18 protein-coding genes and 6 tRNA genes are annotated in these 21,776 nt (G+C 68.7%); 17 read left to right on the top strand and 7 right to left on the bottom strand.

Annotation, left to right across the window (positions count from 1 at the left end):
- Positions 1-16 precede the first annotated feature (16 nt).
- Positions 17-907, top strand: a complete 891-nt coding sequence (locus SB816_RS18415; RefSeq protein ID WP_064522666.1) for an HlyC/CorC family transporter — start codon at positions 17-19, stop codon at positions 905-907.
- The gene (gene lnt / locus SB816_RS18410) at positions 904-2,535 is read left to right on the top strand and encodes an apolipoprotein N-acyltransferase (protein WP_054500973.1); all 1,632 of its coding nucleotides are present in this window, start codon (positions 904-906) and stop codon (positions 2,533-2,535) included. The genes SB816_RS18415 and lnt overlap by 4 nt, the downstream gene beginning before the upstream one ends.
- A 77-nt stretch (positions 2,536-2,612) precedes the next feature.
- Here lnt and SB816_RS18405 read toward each other — a convergent pair whose 3' ends face one another.
- Complete coding sequence (locus tag SB816_RS18405) at positions 2,613-3,668, bottom strand: aldo/keto reductase (RefSeq protein ID WP_336234939.1); 1,056 nt, start codon at positions 3,666-3,668, stop codon at positions 2,613-2,615.
- Positions 3,669-4,041: 373 nt separating this feature from the next.
- Between SB816_RS18405 and SB816_RS18400 the strand changes: the two genes are divergently transcribed.
- From SB816_RS18400 to SB816_RS18360, 9 genes are all read left to right on the top strand, one after another.
- Positions 4,042-4,117, top strand: a tRNA-Ala gene (locus SB816_RS18400).
- A 79-nt stretch (positions 4,118-4,196) separates the two neighbouring features.
- Positions 4,197-4,272, top strand: a tRNA-Glu gene (locus tag SB816_RS18395).
- Positions 4,273-4,348: 76 nt separating this feature from the next.
- A tRNA-Asp gene (locus SB816_RS18390) sits at positions 4,349-4,425 on the top strand.
- A gap of 103 nt (positions 4,426-4,528) precedes the next feature.
- Positions 4,529-4,604, top strand: a tRNA-Ala gene (locus SB816_RS18385).
- A gap of 45 nt (positions 4,605-4,649) precedes the next feature.
- A tRNA-Glu gene (locus tag SB816_RS18380) sits at positions 4,650-4,725 on the top strand.
- Between the two features lie 79 nt (positions 4,726-4,804).
- Positions 4,805-4,881, top strand: a tRNA-Asp gene (locus SB816_RS18375).
- Positions 4,882-5,109: 228 nt separating this feature from the next.
- On the top strand, positions 5,110-6,600 hold the full coding sequence (locus tag SB816_RS18370) for a PAS domain S-box protein (protein WP_410547360.1): 1,491 nt from the start codon (positions 5,110-5,112) through the stop codon (positions 6,598-6,600).
- 247 nt (positions 6,601-6,847) lie between these two features.
- A complete protein-coding gene (bioB, locus tag SB816_RS18365; RefSeq protein WP_054500971.1) occupies positions 6,848-7,861 on the top strand; it encodes a biotin synthase BioB in 1,014 nt (337 codons plus the stop codon).
- Between the two features lie 2 nt (positions 7,862-7,863).
- A complete protein-coding gene (locus SB816_RS18360; protein ID WP_372414779.1) occupies positions 7,864-8,751 on the top strand; it encodes an EamA/RhaT family transporter in 888 nt (295 codons plus the stop codon).
- A 13-nt stretch (positions 8,752-8,764) separates the two neighbouring features.
- Here SB816_RS18360 and SB816_RS18355 read toward each other — a convergent pair whose 3' ends face one another.
- Together SB816_RS18355 and SB816_RS18350 are read right to left on the bottom strand one after the other, a co-directional pair.
- Positions 8,765-10,180 (bottom strand): MFS transporter, encoded by a 1,416-nt coding sequence (locus SB816_RS18355; RefSeq protein ID WP_064522671.1) that lies wholly within the window; start codon positions 10,178-10,180, stop codon positions 8,765-8,767.
- An 89-nt stretch (positions 10,181-10,269) separates the two neighbouring features.
- Positions 10,270-10,773, bottom strand: coding sequence for a peroxiredoxin (locus SB816_RS18350; protein ID WP_049075637.1), 504 nt, complete (start codon positions 10,771-10,773; stop codon positions 10,270-10,272).
- A gap of 230 nt (positions 10,774-11,003) precedes the next feature.
- Here SB816_RS18350 and SB816_RS18345 point away from each other — a divergent pair, with 230 nt between their 5' ends.
- A complete protein-coding gene (locus tag SB816_RS18345) occupies positions 11,004-11,429 on the top strand; it encodes a hypothetical protein (protein ID WP_054500969.1) in 426 nt (141 codons plus the stop codon).
- An 859-nt stretch (positions 11,430-12,288) separates the two neighbouring features.
- Here the strand turns inward: SB816_RS18345 and SB816_RS18340 are convergent.
- Positions 12,289-13,173, bottom strand: a complete 885-nt coding sequence (locus SB816_RS18340; protein WP_054500968.1) for a dienelactone hydrolase family protein — start codon at positions 13,171-13,173, stop codon at positions 12,289-12,291.
- A gap of 62 nt (positions 13,174-13,235) precedes the next feature.
- Positions 13,236-16,784: a DUF748 domain-containing protein gene (locus SB816_RS18335; RefSeq protein ID WP_410547359.1), complete on the bottom strand. Its 3,549-nt coding sequence runs from the start codon at positions 16,782-16,784 to the stop codon at positions 13,236-13,238.
- 325 nt (positions 16,785-17,109) lie between these two features.
- Between SB816_RS18335 and moaC the strand changes: the two genes are divergently transcribed.
- From moaC to glp, 5 genes are read left to right on the top strand one after another with little or no spacing between them, the layout of a single operon-like run.
- Positions 17,110-17,598: a cyclic pyranopterin monophosphate synthase MoaC gene (moaC, locus tag SB816_RS18330; protein ID WP_049075645.1), complete on the top strand. Its 489-nt coding sequence runs from the start codon at positions 17,110-17,112 to the stop codon at positions 17,596-17,598.
- Positions 17,579-17,830, top strand: coding sequence for a MoaD/ThiS family protein (locus SB816_RS18325; protein WP_006386671.1), 252 nt, complete (start codon positions 17,579-17,581; stop codon positions 17,828-17,830). The genes moaC and SB816_RS18325 overlap by 20 nt, the downstream gene beginning before the upstream one ends.
- 5 nt (positions 17,831-17,835) lie before the next feature.
- A complete protein-coding gene (locus SB816_RS18320) occupies positions 17,836-18,318 on the top strand; it encodes a molybdenum cofactor biosynthesis protein MoaE (protein WP_049075647.1) in 483 nt (160 codons plus the stop codon).
- Entirely contained in the window at positions 18,315-18,839 is a 525-nt protein-coding gene (gene moaB / locus SB816_RS18315) for a molybdenum cofactor biosynthesis protein B (RefSeq protein ID WP_026384317.1), read from the top strand. The genes SB816_RS18320 and moaB overlap by 4 nt, the downstream gene beginning before the upstream one ends.
- A gap of 5 nt (positions 18,840-18,844) precedes the next feature.
- Complete coding sequence (glp, locus tag SB816_RS18310; RefSeq protein ID WP_144655360.1) at positions 18,845-20,050, top strand: gephyrin-like molybdotransferase Glp; 1,206 nt, start codon at positions 18,845-18,847, stop codon at positions 20,048-20,050.
- On the opposite strand, the gene mobA is transcribed toward glp, so the two are convergent.
- Both mobA and moaA read right to left on the bottom strand, forming a co-directional pair.
- Positions 20,035-20,658, bottom strand: coding sequence for a molybdenum cofactor guanylyltransferase MobA (mobA, locus tag SB816_RS18305; RefSeq protein ID WP_144655361.1), 624 nt, complete (start codon positions 20,656-20,658; stop codon positions 20,035-20,037). The genes glp and mobA overlap by 16 nt on opposite strands.
- Complete coding sequence (moaA, locus tag SB816_RS18300; RefSeq protein WP_116793013.1) at positions 20,651-21,745, bottom strand: GTP 3',8-cyclase MoaA; 1,095 nt, start codon at positions 21,743-21,745, stop codon at positions 20,651-20,653. The genes mobA and moaA overlap by 8 nt, the downstream gene beginning before the upstream one ends.
- Positions 21,746-21,776 lie beyond the last annotated feature (31 nt).

Raw genomic sequence — 21,776 nt, 5'->3', positions numbered from 1 at the left:
CTTGTCCTCCCGGACGATGTCTGACCCCTACCCTGCTCCCGAAGCGACGCCCGCTCGCTCATCCAAACCCGCCACCAAATCCCTTCTAGACCGCCTGCTTTCCCTCGTGCGCCGCGAGCCCGAGGACCGCGAAGGCATCAAGGCCATCCTGGAAGCCGCGCATGACCGCGACCTGCTGGACGCGGAGTCCTACAAGATGATCAAGGGCGCGCTGGCCGTGTCCGAAGGCACCGTCGGCGACATCATGGTGCCGCGCTCGCGCATGGACCTGCTCGACGTCACGCAGCCCATTCCCTACCTGGTGGCCAACGTGATCGAAACCGCTCACTCGCGGTTCCCGGTGTACGAAGGCGACCGCGACAACATCATCGGCATCCTGCTCGCCAAGGACCTGCTGCGCTGCATGCTGGAACCCGGCATCGAGGTGCGCACGCTGGTTCGCCCGGCCGTGTTCATCCCCGAATCCAAGCGCCTGAACGTGCTGCTGCACGAGTTCCGCGCCAGCCGCAACCACCAGGCCATCGTCATCGACGAGCACGGCGGCATCTCCGGCCTGGTGACGATGGAAGACGTGCTGGAGCAGATCGTCGGCGACATCGAGGACGAATTCGACGAAACCGAGGAAGACTCGATCTTCCCCGAGGGCGAGAACCAGTGGCGCGTGCTGGCTGCCACCGACATCTCGCACTTCAACGACGTGTTCGGCTGCCTGTTGCCCGACGACGAGTACGACAGCGTCGGCGGCTGGATGGGCGGGCAGTTGGGACGCATCCCGCGCCGCGGCGACGTCGCCGAGTTCGACGGATTGAAGCTCGAAGTGGCGCGCGGCGACGCGCGTCGCGCCATCTGGCTGCGCGTCAAGCGCGTGGCGCCCTCCCGCGGCGTCCAGCCCGACTCCGACGCATGAGTCGCGCCCCCCGCGGTCCGTTCCTGTTGGGCGCGGCCGGCCTGACGCTGGCCGGCGCCGTCCACGCCCTCACCTTCGCCCCCGGCCCGCTGCCAGGCTGGGCGCTGGCCGTCACCCAGGTCCTGGCGCTGGCGGTGGCCGCCCGCGTCACGCTGTACGCGCCCTCGGCGCGCCAGGCCTGGCTGCGCGGCTGGCTGTTCAGCTTCGCCACTTACGCGCTGGGGCTGTACTGGATCTTCATCAGCCTGCACCGCTACGGCGACCTGGCCGCGCCGCTGGCGGTGGCCGCGGTGCTGGCGCTGGCGGCCTTCCTGGCGCTGTTCCCGGCCACCGCCGGCGCGCTGGCGCGGCGCTATGTCCCGCTGGCGGCCGACTCGACGCCGGGACGGGTGCTGTCCGGCACGCTGGCCTGGGGCGCGCTGTGGGCCGGCTTCGAATGGGTCCGCGCGGTGCTGCTGACCGGCTTTCCGTGGCTCAACATCGGCTACGCACAGGTCGACAGCCCCATCGCTGGCTGGGCCCCGCTGCTGGGCGTGCACGGCATGGCCCTGCTGTCGGCCTTCGCCGCCGCCGCCCTCGCCAGCCTGTGGCGTCCCGCGGGCCTGCAGAAGCAGCCGCGCGACGGCCGCCACGCGCTGGCCGCCGGGGTGGCGCTGGCATTGGCCGCCGCCGGCTGGCCGCTGTCCCGCATCGACTGGTCCGCGCCCAGCGGCGAACCACTGAACGTGCGTCTGGTCCAGGGCAACATCGAGCAGTCGCAGAAATTCGATCCGGCGCTGCTCGACCAGAGCCTGCGCCGCCACCTGGAACTGGCGGCGATGCCGCCGGCGCCGGGGGTGCCGCCGCCGCAGATGGTGATCCTGCCGGAAACGGTGCTGCCGATCTTCCAGGACCAGCTCGATCCGCGCGTCTGGGACGTCTGGCGCCAGGTGGCGGCGCGGCAGAATGCCGTGATCGCCATGGGGGTGCCGATCCACGACGTACGCAATGGCCGCGACCGCTACACCAACAGCGTCATGGGCTTCGATGGCCGGACGCCGCTGGAACAACTGACGGGCGGCAGCACCGCGATGCGCTACGACAAGCGCCACCTGGTGCCCTGGGGTGAATACGTGCCGCCGGGCTTCCACTGGTTCGTCGACATGCTGAACATCCCGCTGGGCGATTTCGACCGTGGCGGCGAGCGCCAGACGCCATTCGCCGTGGGCGGCCAGCACATCGCCTTCAACATCTGCTATGAAGACCTGTTCGGTCCCGACCTGCTGCCCGCGCTGCAGCCTGGTCCCGATGGCGAACCGGGCGCCACCATTCTGGTGAACGTCAGCAACCTGGGCTGGTTCGGCGATACCTGGGCGTTGCGCCAGCATCTGCAGATCGGGCGCCTGCGCACAATCGAGACCGCGCGGCCGATGCTGACCGCCACCAACACCGGCATCACGGCGGCCATCGACGCCAAGGGCAACGTTGCCGCCCAACTGGCGCCGCTGCAGCCGGGCGTGCTGCCGGTCTCGGTGCAGGGCATGGCCGGCCTGACGCCTTATGCCCGCTTCGGCGACAAGTCGGCGCTGGCGCTGATCGGCCTGGCGCTGATTGCCGCCTTCGGCGTCAGCCGCGCGCGCCGTCCCTGAACCCGGAACGGGTCGGCCTCGGCCTGGCCCGGCTCCCCACCCCGGGCCTCTGCCGGCGCCCCTTTCCCGGCGCGTCCCTAGCGCAACAAGTCGACAGGCAGCGCGCCGCTGTCGTCGGCCGGCCGCAGCGGCCCCATTCCCGCGCCCGTCAGCTCGATCGCATCCACGATGCGCGCCAGATCATCGCTATCCAGTTCCAGTTCCGCCGCGCCCAGCACGCCGTCGACCTGGGCCGCGTTGCGCATGCCGACGATGGCGCCGGTGACCCCCGGCCATGCCAGCGTCCAGGCGATGGCGACCGCGGCCTGGGTCGTGCCGTGGCGCTCGGCGATGGGCTTGAGCGCTTCGGCCAGCGCCAGGTTGCGCGCCAGGTTGGGCGGCTGGAATTCGGCATTGCGCGAACGCCAGTCGTCCGCGCGCAGGGTCCGCGCCCGCTCGGCCGAAAAGCCGCCGCTCAACAGGCCCGACTGCATGGGGCTGTAGACAATGACGCCGGTGCCGTTCTGCGCGCACCACGGAATCAGGTCGGCGCCGGCGCCGCGCTGGATCGCCGAGAACGGCGGCTGCAGCGACTCCACGTGCCCCAGCGCCTCGGCGTCCTGCAACTGCGCCAGGTTATGGTTGGACAGGCCGACGGCGCGCACCTTGCCCTCCCGCCTGAGGTCCAGCAATTCCTGCCAATAGACCTCCAGCGGCGTGCCGTCGCCGGCCGGCCAGTGCATCTGGTACAGGTCGATGCGCTCGACGCGCAGCCGGCGCAGCGACCCCTCGATTTCGCGGCGGATGCTGGCCGGCGCGCCGGTGCGCCGCGGGGTCGCCTGCGGCTGCTCGGGGGACCAGGTCAGGCCGCACTTGGTGAAGACGTAGGGCCGCTCGCCGGGGCTCATCTGCGCCAGCGCACGGCCCACCACCTCCTCGGCATGGCCCAGTCCATAGACGGCGGCGGTATCGATCCAGTTGATGCCGCGATCGACCGCGAGGCGGATGGCGGCGATCGAGTCGGCGTCATCCTGCGGCCCCCAGCCGATGGCCCAGGCGTTGCCGCCCATCGCCCAGGCGCCCACGCCAATGCGCGTGATCGACATGTCGCTGCGTCCCAGCGGACGCGTGGGAAAAGAAGTCGTGGTGCTCATGCGAAAAAATCTCCTGCCGGCAAAACATCATGGCGGATTCCACCCGGGTTCCCGCAGCAGTCACGATAGCACTCGTCCAAGCCGTTGATTTTCCGGGATTGTGCGCCCGGGGCCCGGCGTCGCGGAAGCGGCTGACGCCCCTCGCCGCATGCCAACGTATGCCCCCGCATGCCACGCATGCGTCCCCCTGAACGCGACTTCAATGCAACTTTTTCGTTTTTTGCACCCAACCGACTTGCACGCCGAAATTAGTTCGTGCATAATCTCGTTTCTTCGCCAACGGCACTAAACAAAACCGGCAACGAGATACGAAAAACGACCGCGAAAGCGATCGGAAAAAACGTAAAACGTGGCAGGAGTTGATTAGAAGAACGGGGGTATAGCTCAGCTGGGAGAGCGCTTGCATGGCATGCAAGAGGTCAGCGGTTCGATCCCGCTTACCTCCACCAGTCCAAAGCGAAGAGTAGTAGAGCAGGAAAACTCGCGGTAAAACGCGCAGTAAAGACAGCAAGTCGACAGCAAGTCCAAGTCCCCTTCGTCTAGAGGCCTAGGACATCACCCTTTCACGGTGAGTACAGGGGTTCGAATCCCCTAGGGGACGCCAGTTCACTGGCAGCAGTACAGAGTTTTGTAGTACCAAAGTGCAGTTGAAGTGACACAGTAGTTGAGTATGCCGCTGCGGAGCGGTAGTTCAGTTGGTTAGAATACCGGCCTGTCACGCCGGGGGTCGCGGGTTCGAGCCCCGTCCGCTCCGCCAAAAGCGCTCTACGCAGTGCCTTTCAAGAGCTCCGTCCCTGGAGCTTTTTGCATTTATAGGGTGTAAGCCTTGTTGTTTGCAGCTTGGAACGACAGGGAACCTGGGGGGTATAGCTCAGCTGGGAGAGCGCTTGCATGGCATGCAAGAGGTCAGCGGTTCGATCCCGCTTACCTCCACCAGTAAAGCAGTAAGTAGTACAGTAGTTCGAGCAGTTGCAGTTTCCGGTCCCCTTCGTCTAGAGGCCTAGGACATCACCCTTTCACGGTGAGTACAGGGGTTCGAATCCCCTAGGGGACGCCAGTTCGCTGGCTCGCCTACCGGATCTGCGAAACCGTCCTGACAAGATGGTGCGCTGCCAAGTGTTGTTGTAGACCGCTGCGGAGCGGTAGTTCAGTTGGTTAGAATACCGGCCTGTCACGCCGGGGGTCGCGGGTTCGAGCCCCGTCCGCTCCGCCAAGCACTTGCGTGCATCCCAGCAAGCCGCAAGATCCAGTTGTTCCGCAGGAGTCTTCCTGCACTGCGCCAGAAAGCGCCCGCCAAAAGCTCCGGATTCCGGAGCTTTTTTGCTTTTCGCGGCGACCCGCGCCGAGACGCCCGTTCCCCTTCTCGTCCGTTTATCCTCTGGACAGGCCGCGCCGCGCAACGCATCCTGTGCGCTTGTGCCAGCCAAGCCAAGAGGCCCACGTGACCGCCAGCAACGCCGCTCCACACCCGCATCGCCAACACCTGCAACGCATCATCGCAGGCCTGAACGAAGGCATCATCCTGCTCGAGGCCGATGGCGTCATCGCCTGGGCCAACGCCAGCGCACTGGCGCTGCATGGGATCGACACACTAGAGGCGTTGGGCAACACACCCGCGGGCTACCGCAAGCGTTATGCGCTGACCTACCGCAATCACCATCGCGTTCCCGCCCGGCAATATCCGCTGGATCGACTGGCCGCGGGCACGGCATTCGACGATTTGCTGCTGGACCTGACGCGCAAGGACGATCCCGACTTCCTGCGCAACATCCGGGCGCGCGGCCTGCTGCTGGAAGACGACGGCACGGACTATCGCGTGCTGATCCTGGACGACCAGACCGAAGCCTTCAATGCCGAACAGCGCTTCGAACGCACCTTTGCCGCCAATCCCGCGCCGGCGCTCATCTGCCGGCTGTCCGACCTGCGCTACGTGAAAGTGAACCAGGGCTTCCTGGACATGACGGGCCTGACGCGCGAAGCGGTGCTGGGCAAATCGGCCTACGAACTCGACGTGCTCGATGGCGGCGAGGACAAGGAGGACGCGGTGGCCAAGCTGAACGCGGGCCTGACCATCACCCAGCGCGAGGGCGTGCTGCGGCTGGGCGACGGCGGCGCCAGGTTCGTCATCGTCGCCGGCCAGCCGATCGACATGCAGGACGAGCCGTGCATGCTGTTCACCTTCATCGATCTGGAAAAGCGCAAGCGCGCCGAGGAAGCCCTGCAGCAGAGCGAGGAACGTTTCTCCAAGGCGTTCCGGCTGGCGCCCGTGCCGATGGCGCTGTGCGACGGCGAATCGCTGCGCGCGCTGGATATCAATGACGCGTTCGCGCAGGCCGCGGGCGTGTCGGCGCAGGACGGCGCGGGCCAGGAACTGACCACGCTCGGCCTGCGCCCGTTCGACGGCATGGCCGACAGCCTGGCGCGCGGCGAGAGCATCCGCAACCGCGAAGCCGCGCTGGCCACGCCGGACGGCGCCGTGCTGGCTTGCCTGGCGTCGGCCGAGCCGGTCATGATCGGCGGCGAGCGCCGCGTGCTGCTGGTGATGCAGGACATCTCCGAACGCAAACGCAGCGAAACCGAGCTGCTGACCGCGATCGAGGCGGTGATGCAGGACACCTCATGGTTCAGCCGCGGCATCATCGAGAAGCTGGCGCAATTGCGCGCCCCGGCGCCGGCGGCGCGCGACGTGGCCGAGCTGGCGCAACTGACCGCGCGTGAGCGCGAGGTGCTGGGCCTGCTGTGCCAAGGCCATGACGACGACGATATCGCCCGCCAGTTGCGCCTGTCGCGCAACACGGTGCGCAATCACGTGGCCACCATCTACAGCAAGATCGGCGTGCATCGGCGCAGCGCGGCCATCGTCTGGGCCCGCGACCGCGGTATCACCGGCCATGAAAAACCCCGCCCCCGCGGCAAGTCCGGCGCGGGCTGACATCGCCCGCCCGGATTTACAAATTGAATCAAAATAATCGGGGTATCGCGCTGCGCGGAGATGCCGCCGCGTTCGATTCCATCCGCCTCCAAAAAGCGCGATTTCCAGCAAAACACCAGGCAACTCCCCGCCAAAATCCGCATTGCGCCCCAGATTGCGCAATCCCTGCGCAGGTTCTTACGATCCGCCGATCTGGCCGCCCTCCACGGGGCCGGCGAGAGCCCCGCAAGCCTTCTGGAGCCCGTTGATGCAGACCGCCTACATTCCCGTTCCCAAGCCGCCCAAGGCGCAGCCCGCGCCCGCCTGGAGCAGCGCCGCAGTGATGGCGCTCTATGCCCTGCCGTTCATGGACCTGGTATTCCGCGCCCAGCAGACGCACCGCGCCCATTTCGACCCCAACGGCATCCAGCTCTCGAGCCTGCTGTCGATCAAGACCGGCGGCTGTCCCGAGGACTGCGGCTATTGCTCGCAGTCGTCGCGCTACGACACCGGCCTGGAAGCGGAAAAGCTGATGCCGCTGGACGAGGTGCTGGCCGCGGCCCGCGCCGCGCAGGCAGGCGGGGCGCAGCGCTTTTGCATGGGCGCCGCCTGGCGCAGCCCCAAGCCGCACCACCTGGAGGCCGTGGCCGAGATGGTCAGCGCGGTCAAGGCGCTGGGGCTGGAGACCTGCGTCACACTGGGCATGCTGCGCGAAGGCCAGGCCGAACAACTCAAGGCCGCCGGCCTGGACTACTACAACCACAACCTCGACACCTCGCCCGAGTTCTACGGCAAGATCGTCACCACCCGCACTTACCAGGACCGCCTCGATACGCTGGACCGCGTGCGTGGCGCCGGCATCAACGTCTGCTGCGGCGGCATCGTCGGCATGGGCGAATCGCGCCAGGAGCGCGCCGGCCTGATCGCGCAACTGGCCAACATGGAGCCCTATCCCGAGTCGGTGCCGATCAACAACCTGATGCGGGTGGAAGGCACGCCGCTGGCCGACGCCGAGCCGCTCGATCCGTTCGAGTTCGTGCGCACCATCGCCGTGGCGCGCATCACCATGCCGCGCGCCGTGGTGCGCCTCTCGGCCGGGCGCGAGGCCATGGATGAGGCCATGCAGGCGCTGTGCTTCATGGCCGGCGCCAACTCGATGTTCTACGGCGACGTGCTGCTGACCACGGGCAATCCGCGCATGGAGGCCGACCAGCGCCTGCTGCAACGCCTGGGCATGCGCATCGATGCCGGCCAGCACACGCACCAGGACCTGTCGGCGTGACGCTGACTCCGGGCCTGTCCTACCTGCTGGCCAGCGTCACCTGCAGTGTCGCCGTGGCGGCGATGCTGAAGCTGGCGCGGCGCTGGCAGGTGGACGTGCGCCAGGCCATCATGGCCAACCACGCCGTGGCCGCCCTGCTCTGCTGGGCCGTGCTGCGGCCGGACCCCGCGGCGCTGCTGACACCACAGACGCCGTGGCTGGTGCTGGCGGCGCTGGGCGTGCTGCTGCCCAGCGGCTTCATGGCGATGGCGCTGGCCGTGCGCCATGCCGGCGTGGTGCGCAGCGACGCCGCGCAGCGGTTGTCGCTGTTCATCCCGCTGCTGGCGGCGTTCCTGCTGTTCGGCGAGCCGGTCAGCGGCCGCAAGCTGGGCGCCATCGCGCTGGCCTTCGCCGCCCTGTTCTGCCTGTTGCGGCGCCCCGTGCCCGAGCCCGAAGCGGCCACGCCGGCGCGCGATACGGACACGGCCGGACGCCGCGCGCTGTGGTTGTGGCCGTTGTCGGTGTGGGTGGCCTATGGCGTGGTCGACATCCTGTTCAAACAGGTGGCGCGCGCCGGCACCGGGTTCGCCGGCGGCCTGCTGCTGGCGTTCGCGCTGGCCAGCGCGCTGATGCTGGCCTACCTGCTCTGGCGCCGCGCCCGCTGGGCCCCGCGCCATCTGGCGGCCGGCGTGGCGCTGGGGGTGGTGAATTTCGGCAACATCATCACCTATATCCGCGCCCACCAGGCGCTGCCCGAGCATCCCGCGCTGGTGTTCGCGTCCATGAACATGGGCGTGATCACGCTGGGCACGCTGGTCGGAGCACTGGCGTTCCGCGAACCCCTGACGCGCCTGAACGGCGTGGGCCTGGCGCTGGCGCTGGGGGCCATCCTGCTGATGACCCCGTGGTGAGCGCCCCCGGCGCTCAGGTGCCGGTGCGGGGCTGCCGCGCCGCCTGATCCTCGGCATCGGGCTCGGCCCGCGCCGGCTCGGCCGTGGCGGTCATGGCCGCGATGGGGGGATCCACCGCGCCGGCGCCTTCCACCGGCGCCGAGGCAGGCGCGGCCGAAGGCTCGGGTTGGACCATCTCGATGCCGATGTCGTTCTCCACATCGACCCGTGGGTCCAGCACCGCGGCGGCCGGCGAACTCTGCAGCGTGTCCGGCATCGGCACGAAATGCACCGGCGCTTCCTCGACCTGATGGGCGCCGGTGACGCGCGTCGGGCGCACCTGCCACACGAGGATGAGCGCGCAGGCCGAGATGAAGACGTAATACATGCTGGGGCCGGCCAGCGACATCAGCAGGCCGGCGATCATCGGGCCGACGCAGGCGCCGACGCCGTAGGTCATGAGCAGCACCGCCGACAGGCTGACGCGGCGCTCGGATTCGACGTGGTCGTTGGCGAAGGCGGCGCCCAGCGGATACAGGGTGAACTGCAGGATGCCGAAGACGCAGGACATGGCCACCAGCGCCCAATAGGGCAAGGTCAGCCAGCCCCACATGACGGTCGGCAGCACCACCAGCAGCAACGCATTGAAGCGGATCAGGCCGGCGCGGTTGATGCGGTCGGACAGCCAGCCCATGGGCCATTGCGACAGCAGCCCGGCGGTGACGGCGGCGGCCACGAACACGGCGGCCTGCGAGGTCGTGAGGCCGTGCTTGGCGCCGTACACGGCCGCCAGGCCATAGAAGGCGCCGGACAGGTTGCCGGCCACGAACAGCACGGTCATGGACAGCGGCACGCGGCGCATGAAGAAACGGATGTCGAGCGCGGCCGGCAGCGGGGTCGGCGGGTGCGAGCGCGCCGTGACGGCGATGGGCACCAGGCACAGCACCAGGCACATGGCGACCAGGGTCAATGGCCGCAGGTCGAGCGTGGCGTAGGCGGTCAGGGCCAGTTGCCCCAGCACCGTGCCCAGGCCGGACACCACCATGTAGACGGAGAACACGCGCCCGCGCTGGTGGTTTTCGGTCTGTTCGTTGAGCCAGCTTTCGATGACCATGAATTCGGTCACCATGACAATGCCCGAGATGACGCGGAACACCAGCCAAAGCGGCATGGAGTCGACCAGCGTCTGCGCCAGGATCATGCTGGTGGCGACGGCGGCACAGGCAACGAAGGCGCGGATGTGGCCGACGCGGATGATGAGCTTGTGCCCCAGCCGCGCGCCGCACACCAGGCCCAGGTAATAGCCGGCGATCAGGGCGCCGATCCAGATCTCGCTGACGGACTGCGCGGTCAGCCTCAACCCCATGTAGGTGTTGAACAGACCGGTGCCGATGAGCATCAGCAGGGTCGCGAAATAGAGCGACGAGAAAGAAGAGAGGGTTGCGAGCATGGCGTCTGGCTACTCCTGCCGGGGAGTAGCGGCGCGGGCCGTGCGAGCGGCCCGCGCATTGAGCGATGAAACGGGAACTGCGCGGGAAATCAGAGTTGCGACAACAGGGTCGCGGCGTCGCTGACTTCGAACTTGCCGGGGCCTTCGACGTTCAATTGCTTGACCACGCCGTCGACGATCAGGGCCGAATAGCGCTGCGAGCGCACGCCCATGCCGCGCTGGATCAGGTCCAGCTCCAGGCCCAGGGCCTTGGTCCAGAGGGCGGAACCGTCGGCCAGCATGCGGACCTTGCCGGCGGTCTTCTGTTCGCGGCCCCAGGCGCCCATGACGAAGGCGTCGTTGACGGACACGCACCAGATCTCATCGACGCCCTTGGCCTTCAGGGCGGCGGCCTGCTCGACGTAGCCGGGCAGGTGCTTGGCCGAGCAGGTCGGCGTGAATGCGCCGGGCAGCGCGAACAGGGCGATGGTCTTGCCGCGGGTCAGGTCGGCGACCTGGAAGGCGTTGGGGCCGAGCGAGCAGCCTTCGCTTTCGGTTTCGATGAATTCGGTCAGGGTGCCATCAGGCACGCGATCGCCGACTTTGATGCTCATGGGGAAATCTCCAGTGTTGGGGGTGTTGCATTGGGGCGGAGGTGCCCCACAGCCCTCATCATAGTTCGTGTCTGTTGCGCTTGCTGGCCCGCCGGACAGATCGGGAAAAAAACCCGCACAGTCTGAAACGACTCCACACGCGGGGCGGCGCGGGGTTCGTTGCCATAATGTGGGCGTGTTCAATGCCCGCGCGCGATGGCCGCGCGCGGGCGCTTTGCGGAGACAAACCGATGCGCAAGATGCTGATCGGCCTGGCCCTTACGATGGCCGTGGCCGCCCCGGCCTGGGCCGCGCCCGACGCGGCCGAGCAGGCCCAGTTCGAATCCTTCGTGGTGGCCGCGGGCGCCTCCAACGGCGCGGCCCGTTCGTGCGGGGCGTCCGAACCCGACCTGGCGCAGCACCAGGCGACCTCGCGCAAGAACCTGGAGCGGTATGCCAAGGAATATGGGTTTTCGGCGGCGGGGTATGACGGGCTCTATCAGAAGGGGTTGGCGGATGGGACGCGGATGATGGAGGAGATGAAGCGGTCCGGCGTCGACGGGTGCCGGGGGGTGCTGGGGAGTTTTCAGAATGAGCGGGTGATTTCTTATGAGGACATGAAGGCGGCGTTGGCTGAGGTTAGTGATGGGTTGCCGGGGGAGAGTGCGGAGAAGTGAATTCTCTGCGGGTTTTTTTGCTGGCGGGGGATTGAGTTCTTGAGCCGCCCGGCGGGACGGCGGCAGGCGGGGGCGGGGCTACGATTGCGGTCCGGAGCGTTCGCTCCGGACTGCCCCGTCCTCAACCTCGTTGCCGCCTGCGGCGGCTGCCTACGGTTTCCGTCGGGCGCATCTACACGCCCCGCCCTCCGCCTGCGCCGTCCCGCCGGGCTCATGATGTCTTGGTGCCCGCGGTGCTGGGGCGAATGGGGTGCTTGGCGTGGTTGGCCACGTCAACGGGGGTGGGAGGAGTTTGCGGGGCCCGCCAAAAGGCGGCCGCGCGGGCGGCCTTTTTTGGCTTACGCGGGGTCTTGCAGGCCAGGATGAACGCTGCGCGCGTGGGCAGGCTTGGCTTTGAAGCTTGTGGAATTGGCTTTGGAGCTTTTGGGCGCCTGGCTTTGAAACTGCGTCGCGCGTTCACGTTCCCGTGCGACATGAAGGGTCGCGGCGCTTGACCTGTATCTCCCTCGTGCCGCGCCCTCCCCCCCGCGCGCAGCGCCGCTCTCACGACGCACAGCTAAAGCGTATGCCGGGACCGGCTGCCCGCGCAGCCGGTCCCGGCGGGCGACGCAAGATCTCTCCCCTCACCCCGCCCGAGCGGCCTCACCTATGCAGATGTCGGTAGCCCCTGGCGTCGGCCGGGCAGGCGGGGCGCAACCTCGATGCGCCCGAGGGAATCTGAAGGCCGTCGCCGAAGGCGACAACGAAGATGACGAGGGGGGAGTCCGGAGCGAAGGCTCCGGACCGCAATCGTGGGCGCGCCCCGCCTGCCCGGCCGACGCCAGGGGCGGCCTACGAAGAACAAAACAACCGCAACGCCTCAACCACCCAACCCATTCTGCTTGAACCAGTCCAGCATCCTCTGCCAAGCCTGCTCCGCCTCGGCCTTGCGGTAACTCGGCCGATAGTCGGCGTGGAAGGCGTGGGGGGCTTCGGGGTAGACGTCGATGCGGGAGGCCTTGGCGGCGGCGGGGCCCTTGGCGAGTTCGATGCGCATCTTGTCGACGTCGGTCTGGGGGATGCCGGCGTCCTTGCCGCCGTAGGCGCCCAGGACCGGGGCCTTGAGGTCGTTGACCAGGCTCAGGACCGATCGGGGCTTGAGTTCGCTCGGGTCGCCGCCCAACTGGCCGTACCAGGCGGCGCCGGCCTTGAGCTTGGGGTTGTGGGCGGCGTAGAGCCAGACTTGGCGGCCGCCCCAGCAGAAGCCGAGAATGCCGAGCTTGTCGTCGCTGCCGCCGTGGGCGGCGGCCCAGGCGACGGTGGCGTCGAGATCATCCCGCACCTGCTTGTCGGGCACCTTGCTGATGATCTCGGCCTGCAGCTTGGGGATGTCGGTGTATTTGGACGGGTCGCCCTGGCGCGCGAACAGCTCGGGCGCGATGGCCAGGTAGCCCAGGTGGGCCAGGCGGCGGCAGACGTCCTGGATGTATTCGTGCACGCCGAAGATCTCGGACACCACCAGCAGCGTCGGCAGGTTCTTCTTGCCGGCGGGCGCGGCGCGGTAGGCGGGCATCTTGCCATCGGCGGTGGGGATGTCCACCTTGCCGGCGGTCAGGCCGCTGGCGTCGGTCTTGATGGCGGTCTGCGCGACGGCGGGGCCGGCGGCCAGCGAGAAGCCGGCGGCGACGGTGGTGGCGATGAAGCCACGGCGGTCCAGCTTGAGGGGCGGCAGCAGGCTGTCGAAATGCGCGTCCTGGTCTTTCATCATGCATCTCCGGGCAAGGGACGGCCGCCGGACGCGGCCGCGTCCTGGCGAACCGCCGGGGTTCACTTCAGGGAGAAGTCCACGCGCGAGGGCAGGCCCTCGTCCTTGATGCCATCGGCGTCCAGTTGCGGGGCAACGATGAACACGCGATCCGCGAGTCCTTCCTGGGCTTGCAGCTTCTCATACACCGCTTGCGCGCGCGCGTCGGCCAGTTGGCGCAACTGTTCGTCGCCCACCGGGGCCGCGGCGCGCAGCATCTCCTCCATCTGTTGCGGCGGCACGGACTTGGCCATGCCGATGAAATTGCGCGGCTTGTCCTTGAGGTCGGTGTCGTCGTAGACCTTTTCCAGGTACTTGGCGCGCTCGGCGCCCGAGACCTCGACGCCGGCCGGGTTCGGCTTCTTGCCGCGCGGGGCGACCTCGCGGGCCTTGGCCAGGCGGATCTGGGCGTCGACCCAGGCCTGGCGCAGGCCGTCCAGGTCGGTCTTGGGATCGGCGCGGCCGCTCAGGTCCATCTTGAGCGCGGGGCGATCGACCAGCGCCTTGGTCAGGGTGTCGATGCGCTGCAGCGTGTCATCGGTGAGCGCGGCGCTGCCGGGCGCGAATTCCACGTATGACAGTTCCTCGCCGCCGCCAAAGGCCGACGCCAGCAGGCTGAAGGGCGAGGTGACGGCCTTGACCACCAGGTTCAGCAGCACCCGCACGACGATGCCGCCGACCGAGAACTCGGGGTCGTCGAGCGACCCGGAGATCGGCAGGTTGATGTCGATATTGCCGCGCGAGTCCTTCAGCAGGGCCACGGCCAGCAGCACCGGCAGCTTGGTGGCGTCGGGGCTGTTGGTCTTGTCGCCGAAGGTGAGCTGGTTCAGCACCACGTGGTTGGTGGCCAGCAGCGCGCGGTCCTTGATCTTGTATTCCAGGTCCACCGACAGCTTGCCACGCTTGATCGGGTAGCCGACGTACTTGGCCGAGTAGGTGTTGAAGCGTGGCAGGTCAACGCCCTTGGCCGAGGCCTTCAGGTCAAGCGACAGGTACTTGGCGAACGGCTGCACCACGCCGCTGATCGACAGGGGCGCGGTGGTGTAGACGCGGCCGGTGACCTTGACCTTGGCGGGCTGTGGGTTGGTGGACGACACGGCCGTGATGGAACCGTCGATGCTGGACAGCTCGGCCACGTAGTTGGGCTTGACGAAGCGGTCAGTGAAGGTCATGCGGCCGCGCGTCAGCGTGACGCTGTTGAGCGAGATGTCGGGCATGCCGCCGCCCTTGGCCGCCGGCGCCGGCGGTTCGGCGCGCCGACCGGGGGTCTGCGTGTCCTGGGTGATGGAGCCGCCGGCCTGGCCGGGCGCGGCCACCAGGTCCATGACGTTCAGGCGGCCCTGGGCATTGAGCAGGATGCGGCCATAGAAGTCGTCAAGCGCGATGTCGCCCAGGCCGGCGACGATCTTCTCGCCCGCCACCGAGACGTTCATGCCGGACAGGCCCAGGCGCTTCCAGTTGAGGAAGTCGTCCTTGTTGACGCGGTCCTGCAGGTCGACGTCGGTGATATCGACCCCGCCCTTCCAGCCGGCCTTCATCGGCGCGCTGCCGTTGGCGGCCGCGAATTCGGCGTCGCCCTTGGCGCCCAGCGTGATGGCGCGCACGGTGGCGTTCAGGCTGGAGGCGAAGTACGGCGCGAACGAGGCGACGTTCAGGCCGGACAGGTCGACCGACGTCTTGACGCTGAGCGGCTGCGGCGTGAAGGCGCCCTTCAGGTCGAGCTTGCCGCCGCCCTGGATGCCGGCCGCGGCCAGCGTGAAATTACTGGCGCCCGGGCCCATGGCCAGGCGGTCGGCGGTGACGACCAGTTGCTGCAGCGCGACGTCGAGCGCGGGATTCAGGGTTTCGTCGCGCGCCTTGAACTGGGCCAGCTCGGCGCGCACGCCCGTGGCGGACGCATCGATGACGCCGTTCTTGTCCAGCACGTGCACCTGCGCGGTCAGCCCGAGGCGGCCGTCCTGCAACAGGATCGGCGACAGGCTGCGCACGGCCGGCGCGAACGGCGCCAGCGCGACGTTGCCCATGCGCAGCGCCAGCTCCAGCGACAGCGGTTGCAGCACCAGCGGGCCCTTGGCGCGGATCCAGCCGCCATCGGTGCTGTTGTCCACGGTCAGCCAGAGATTGATGGGTTCGCCCTTGACCTGCGGCAGCGCCACGCCCTCGACGGTGACGGCCAGGCCGGTCAGGGTGTAGTCGAGCTTGCTGATGGCGTCGGTGACGTAGAGCTCGCCTTCGTGGATGTTGAAGGCGTCCAGCGTCACCTTCCATTCGGCGGGCGCGGCGGGCTTGGGCGGGGCGTCGGCGGCGGGTGGCGCGTCGGAAGTGGCGGCCGCGGGCGAGGCGTCGTTGGGCGTGGAGGCGGCGGCCGGGGCCGCGGGCGCCGGGCTGCTGGCGGCGGCCTGGGCGGTGGCCGCAGGGGCAGGCTTGGCGGCCTGGGCGGGATCGGTCGCGGCCGGCTTGGCGGCGGTCATCGCGGCGGGTTGGGCCGTCGGCGCCGGGCCGCCCAACTGCTTGAGCTTGTCGACCACGTCCTGCCAGTTCAGGCGCTGGTTGCTGTAACGGCGCGCATACACCTGCGGCGCCCACAGGTCGACGCCGCCCACGTACACCTGGCGCGCGATCGGTTCGAGTTCGAGGCGGGTGACGGTCAGCGCGCTCCAGGCCGCCAGGCTCTCGCCGGCGCTGTCGCGCAGGTCGAACTGGCGCAGGCCCAGGTCGCCGACCACGCGGATCTTGGGCGGCGCGTCCTTGGGCTGCTCGAACACGACCTGCAGGTTCGAGTCGAGCAACGCGCGTTCGAGCTTGAACGGCAGCGGCATGGGCCAGACATCGGCCCATTTTTCCAACTGCAGCCCGCTGAAGGCGACCCGCAGCGTCGACGACGGCACCTTGTCGAAAGGACGCGCCACGCCGGTCAGGTCGAACGGGCTGCCGTTGATGCGCAGGTGCAGGCGCGGCTGCACGTCGATGTCGGTGGCGTAGCCGAAGGTGGAGATGAACGGCACGCCGATGGCCAATTCGTCCACCACCTGCTTGCGGCCGGTGACTTTGTCATCGAGCGTGATGACGCCGCCCTCGATCACCATGTTGTTCAGCGAGAAGCGCGGCAGGCCTTCATCGGGCTTGGGCGGCTCGTCCGGCTTGGGGGCCGTCATCTCGGCCACGCGCTGCTGCACGTCGGAGAAGTTGAAGCGGGTGACGTCCTCGCGCACGAGCGACAGCGTCGGCGAGCGCAGCGTGAAGCGGTCGACCACCGGCGCGAACCAGAACAGCGAGGTCCAGGCGGCGCTGACGTTCAGTTCCGAGGCCGTGAACAGGGGCGTCTGCGAGCCGGGCTGCGCCACGGCGAGATCGCGCGCGCGCACGGTCAGGGTGAAGGGATTGAAGGTGATCTTGCCGACCGCGACGTCGCGGCCCAGCATCTTGGCCACGTCCTGGGTCAGCACGTTGTGCAGCACCTTGGGCACCTGCCAGGCGGCGATGCCACAGAGGATCAGCGCCGTGGCCACGACGCCCAAGAGGATCTTGCCTAAGCGGCGGGTGAACCGGAACTTGGGCATCCGCAAGGGCATTGTGCGTCTCCTGGTACGAATCGAAGGCCATTATCGCGTCCTTCGAGCAAATTGGGGGGCTTTTTGCAACGCGGCATCGCGCCGCGGCGCCACAAGCGCAAATGCCCCCGCAGGGGCACGAAAGCGCGAGCCGGGCCAGCGCGGGGGTCCCTGGCGCGGCCTGAAAACCGGTCGGCGGGAGCGACGCCAAGGCCACGGCGGCCGCGCTTATCTTTCCTCAAAGCGCGGCAGGTGGCGGCTCGTCTATCATAGGCGCATCAGCGGCCCGCCACGGCCTGCCGGGACCGCTCTTTTCAATCATTAACAATTCTCGATCCCGATTCCCATGTCCACGCCCGCCCCCACCTTGAGCCACCTGGATGAAGCCGGCCAGGTCCGCATGGTCGATGTCATCGGCAAGACCGACACCGAACGCGTCGCCATCGCCACCGCCAGCGTCCGCATGAACGCGGTGGCCTACGGCCTGCTGACGCAGCCCGGCCAGGGCAAGGGCGAAGTGCTCAATACCGCGCGCGTCGCCGCCATCCTGGCGGCCAAGCGCTGCGCCGAGCTCATCCCCCTGTGCCACAGCCTGCCGCTGTCGTTCGTCGGCGTCGAATTCGCGCTGGACGACGCGGCGCACCGCATCGACATCCTGGCCACCTGCCGCACCAGCTACAAGACCGGCGTCGAAATGGAAGCCATGACCGCGTGCAGCGTCGCCGCGCTCACCATCTACGACATGTGCAAGGCGGCCGACAAGGGCATCGTGATCGAACAAGTTCGCCTGAAGTACAAGGCGGGAGGTAAAAGCGGTGAATGGCGCAACGATTAATCTTCTGTACTTCGCCCGCGTGGCCGAACTGGTCGGCAAGCGCTCAGAAGCCTGGCCGGTCGACGGCGAGTCCACCGGTGCGCAGTTGCTGGCCGCGCTTGGCGAACGCTATCCGCAACTGGCCCCGGCCGGCCGCCTGAAGCTGGCCATCAACCAGACCCACGCCAAGCCGTCGGCGCCGATCCGCGCGGGCGACGAGGTGGCGGTGTTCGAACCCGTCACCGGAGGCTGAGCGTCATGGTCATCGTGCAGGAAGCCGACTTCGACGGCGCCGCGCTCACCGCCGCCCTGCGCGCCAGCGCCGGGCCGGGCGTGGGCGGCATCGTCACCTTCGTGGGCTACGTGCGCGACTACGCGCCGGACACGCCCACCGACACGCTTTACCTGGAACACTACCCCGGCATGTGCGAGCGCGAGCTCGAAGACATCGCCGCCACCGCCCGCGCGCGCTGGAACCTGGACGGCACGGTGATCGTGCACCGGGTCGGCGCCCTGGCCCGCAATGCCCAGATCGTGTTCGTGGCCGCGGCCAGCGCCCATCGCGGCGACGCCTTTCGCGGCTGCGAATTCATCATCGACGCGCTCAAGACCCGCGCGCCCTTCTGGAAGCGCGAGACCCTGGCGGGTGGCGACAGCTTCTGGGTGGAACAGCGCCAATCCGACCAGGACCGCACGCAGTCCTGGGACGCCGACACCCCGCCCCCCAAGGAGACTCCATGAACGACGCCTCCCCCGTCTCGCTGGCCTGCGCCGTGCTGACGGTCAGCGACACCCGCAGCGCCGGTGACGACACCTCCGGCAACCTGCTGGCCAACAGCCTGGCCCAGGCCGGCCACCAATGCGTGCGGCGCGACATCGCCAAGGACAACATCTACCAGATCCGGCGCGTCATCAGCGACTGGATCGCCGACCCCGAGGTGCAGGTCATCCTGACCACCGGCGGCACCGGCTTCTCGCACGGCGACCACGTGCCGCAGGCCATCCTGCCGCTGCTGGACCGCGAGATTCCCGGCTTCGGCGAACTGTTCCGCCAGATCTCCTACGAGGAAATCGGCAGCTCGACCATCCAGTCGCGCGCCTTTGCCGGCGAGGCCAACCAGACCCTGCTGTTCTGCCTGCCCGGTTCGAACAACGCCTGCGAAACCGCCTGGAACCGCATCATCCGCGAACAGCTCGACAGCGGCCACCGCCCCTGCAATTTCGCCACGCACTTCCAACCCCGCGACCAAGAAGACCACTGATACCCATGCTGGATTTCGACCAAGCCCAGACCCTGCTGGCCAACGCGGCCGCTCCCCTCGCGCGCCGCGAACACGTCGGCCTGGACGAAGCGCCCGGACGCGTGCTGGCGGCCGACCTCGACGCCACGGTGGACATTCCGCCGGCCGACAACAGCGCCATGGACGGCTACGCGCTGCGCCTGGCCGACTGGCAGCCGGGCGCGCGCCTGCCGATCCAGCAGCGCTGCTATGCCGGCGACACACCCGAGCCGCTCAAGCCCGGCCACGCCATCCGCCTGTTCACCGGCAGCCTGATTCCCGCAGGCGCCGACGTGGTGGTGATGCAGGAAGACACGCACGAGGCCGACGAGCAGGTCGAGATCACGCGCCAGCCCCGTCCCGGCCAGCACATCCGCCTGCGCGGCGAAGACACCCTGGCCGGCGCCCCGCTGCTGCCCGCCGGCACGCAATTGCAGGCCGCCCACGTGGCGCTGCTGGCCTCGCAGGGCCTGGCCAGCGTGCCGGTCTACGGCCGCCTGCGGGTGGGCGTCCTGACCACCGGCGACGAGCTGGTGGCGCCCGGCGGCGCGCGCGAACCGGCGCAGATCTACAACTCCAACGGCCCGATGCTGGCGGCGCTGGTGCGCGGCATGGCCGCCGAGCCGGCCTTGGTGCTGCATGCCCGCGACACCGAGGACGACCTGCGCGGCGCCTTCAAGACGCTGCTGGCCGAATGCGACCTGGTGCTGAGCGTCGGCGGCGTGTCGGTCGGCGAGCGCGACCTGGTCAAGCCGGCCCTGGCCGCGCTGGGCGGAGAACTGTCGCTGTGGAAGGTGCGCATGAAGCCGGGCAAGCCGGTGGCGCTGGCCATGATCGGCGACAAGCCGGTGGTCAGCCTGCCGGGCAATCCGGTGTCGGCCTACGCGGTGTTCGCGATGCTGGTGTCGCCGCTGGTGCGCCGCATGCAGGGCCGCGAGGAACTGTTCCCGCCGGTCAGCCGGCTGCCGCTGCGCACCGAGCATCCGCGCCTGGACAGCCGCGAGGAATTCCTGCGGGTGCAGCGCCGCGCCGCCGACGACGGCAACGCCGAGCTGGTGCCGTACGGCCACCAGGGGTCGGGGGTGATCAGTTCATTGCCGTGGTCGACCGGCCTGGCGCGCCTGCCGGCCGACGTGCAGGTGCAGGACCGCGACCGCGTGCCCTACTACGACCTGCGTCACTGGCTGGCGTAGCGCTCGGCCGCCGCCAGTTCCTCGGGCGTGTTCAGGTTCATGAACGCGCCGGGCGCGTCATCGAACGGCGCGCCCACGCCTCCCACGCGCGACTGCCACAGGCCGACCTTGCGTTCGCCGGCCGCGAGATAATCGCGCAGCGCCGGCAATAGCGACGCGCGCAGCGCCATGCAGGCCGGATGGCGCTGGCCGCCGGCCACCGCATAGGCCAGCGGCGCCCCCGCCGCTTGCGCCGACGCGATCAGGCGCTGGGCCAGGTCGGCCGGCAGGAACGGGGTGTCGCATGGCGTCACCACCAGCCACTCGCACGGCGCGGCCGCCGCCAGGCCGGCGGCCAGGCCCGCCAGCGGCCCCTGCCAGGCGCCCAATTCGTCGGTATCGTCGGCCACCACCCGGCCATAGCGAGCGTAGCTGTCGGCATTGCGGTTGGCGCTGAGAAGCAGCGGCCCGACCTGCGGCGCCAGGCGCCGCGCCACGTGCGCCACCAGCGGCTCGCCACGCAGCAGGACCAATCCCTTGTCGCTGCCCCGCATGCGCGAGCCCTGGCCGCCGGCCAGGATCAGGCCGGCCACCTGTTGCCGGTCGAAAACGGGCGCTGGGTCAACCACCGATGTAGCTCATCTCGACCTTGCGGGCCGGGTCGGCCATGTTGCGGCCGCGCTGTTCGGAATAGTTGTCGCCGCGGGCGGCCCAGATTCCAGTGAGGATGGCGGCCAGTTCGTCGTCGCTGGCGCCGTCGCGCAGCGGCGCGCGCAAGTCGTGGCCTTCGTGGCCGAACAGGCACAGGAACAGCTTGCCTTCCGGCGACAGGCGCGCGCGCGTACAGCCGCCACAGAAGGCATGGGTGACGCTGGAAATGACGCCGATCTCACCGCCTCCGTCGCGATAGCGCCAACGCTCGGCGACGCGGCCCATATCGTCGGTGGAGATCGGTTCCAGCGGGTGAATCGCGCCGATGCGCGCCAGCACTTCCTCGCTGGGCACCACTTCGGTCAGGTTCCAGCCGTTGGTGTTGCCCACGTCCATGTATTCGATGAAACGCAGGATGTGACCGCTGCCGCGGAAGCGCTCGGCCATTGGCAAGATCTGCGCGTCGTTCAGGCCGCGCCGCACCACCATGTTGACCTTGACAGGCGCCAGCCCGGCCGCCGCGGCGGCGTCGATGCCGCGCAGCACGTCGTCGGGCGTGAAGCCGCTGTCGCTCATGTCCTGGAACATGCTGGCGTCCAGCGCATCCAGGCTGACCGTGACGCGCTTCAGGCCCGCGTCCTTGAGCACCGCGGCCTTGCGTTCGAGCAGGCTGCCGTTGGTGGTGAGCGTCAGTTCCAGCGGGTGGCCGGCGGGCGTGCGCAGTCCCGACAACAGGCCCACCAGGTTTTCCACATGCTTGCGCAGCAGCGGTTCGCCGCCGGTCAGGCGGATCTTCTCGACCCCCAGCCGGGTGAAGACGCCGGCCAGCCGCGCGATTTCCTCGAACGACAACAGGTCGGCATGCCGCATGAAGACGTAGTCGCTGTCGAACACCTCGCGCGGCATGCAGTAGGTGCAGCGGAAATTGCAGCGGTCAGTGACCGAGATGCGCAGGTCGCGCAGCGGCCGCGCGCGCCGGTCGAGCGCGGGCTGGCCCACGGGCGGCGGCGCCAGGGGCGCCGGACGCTCGGTGCGGCGATCAGCCAGGAGGATCACTTTGCTCATGGGAACATCATAGCCCGGCGCACACGGCGGC

The organism is Achromobacter sp. SIMBA_011, assembly GCF_046535435.1.
GTDB classification, from domain to species: domain Bacteria; phylum Pseudomonadota; class Gammaproteobacteria; order Burkholderiales; family Burkholderiaceae_B; genus Achromobacter; species Achromobacter dolens.
This window is presented reverse-complemented; position numbering and strand designations above follow the sequence as displayed.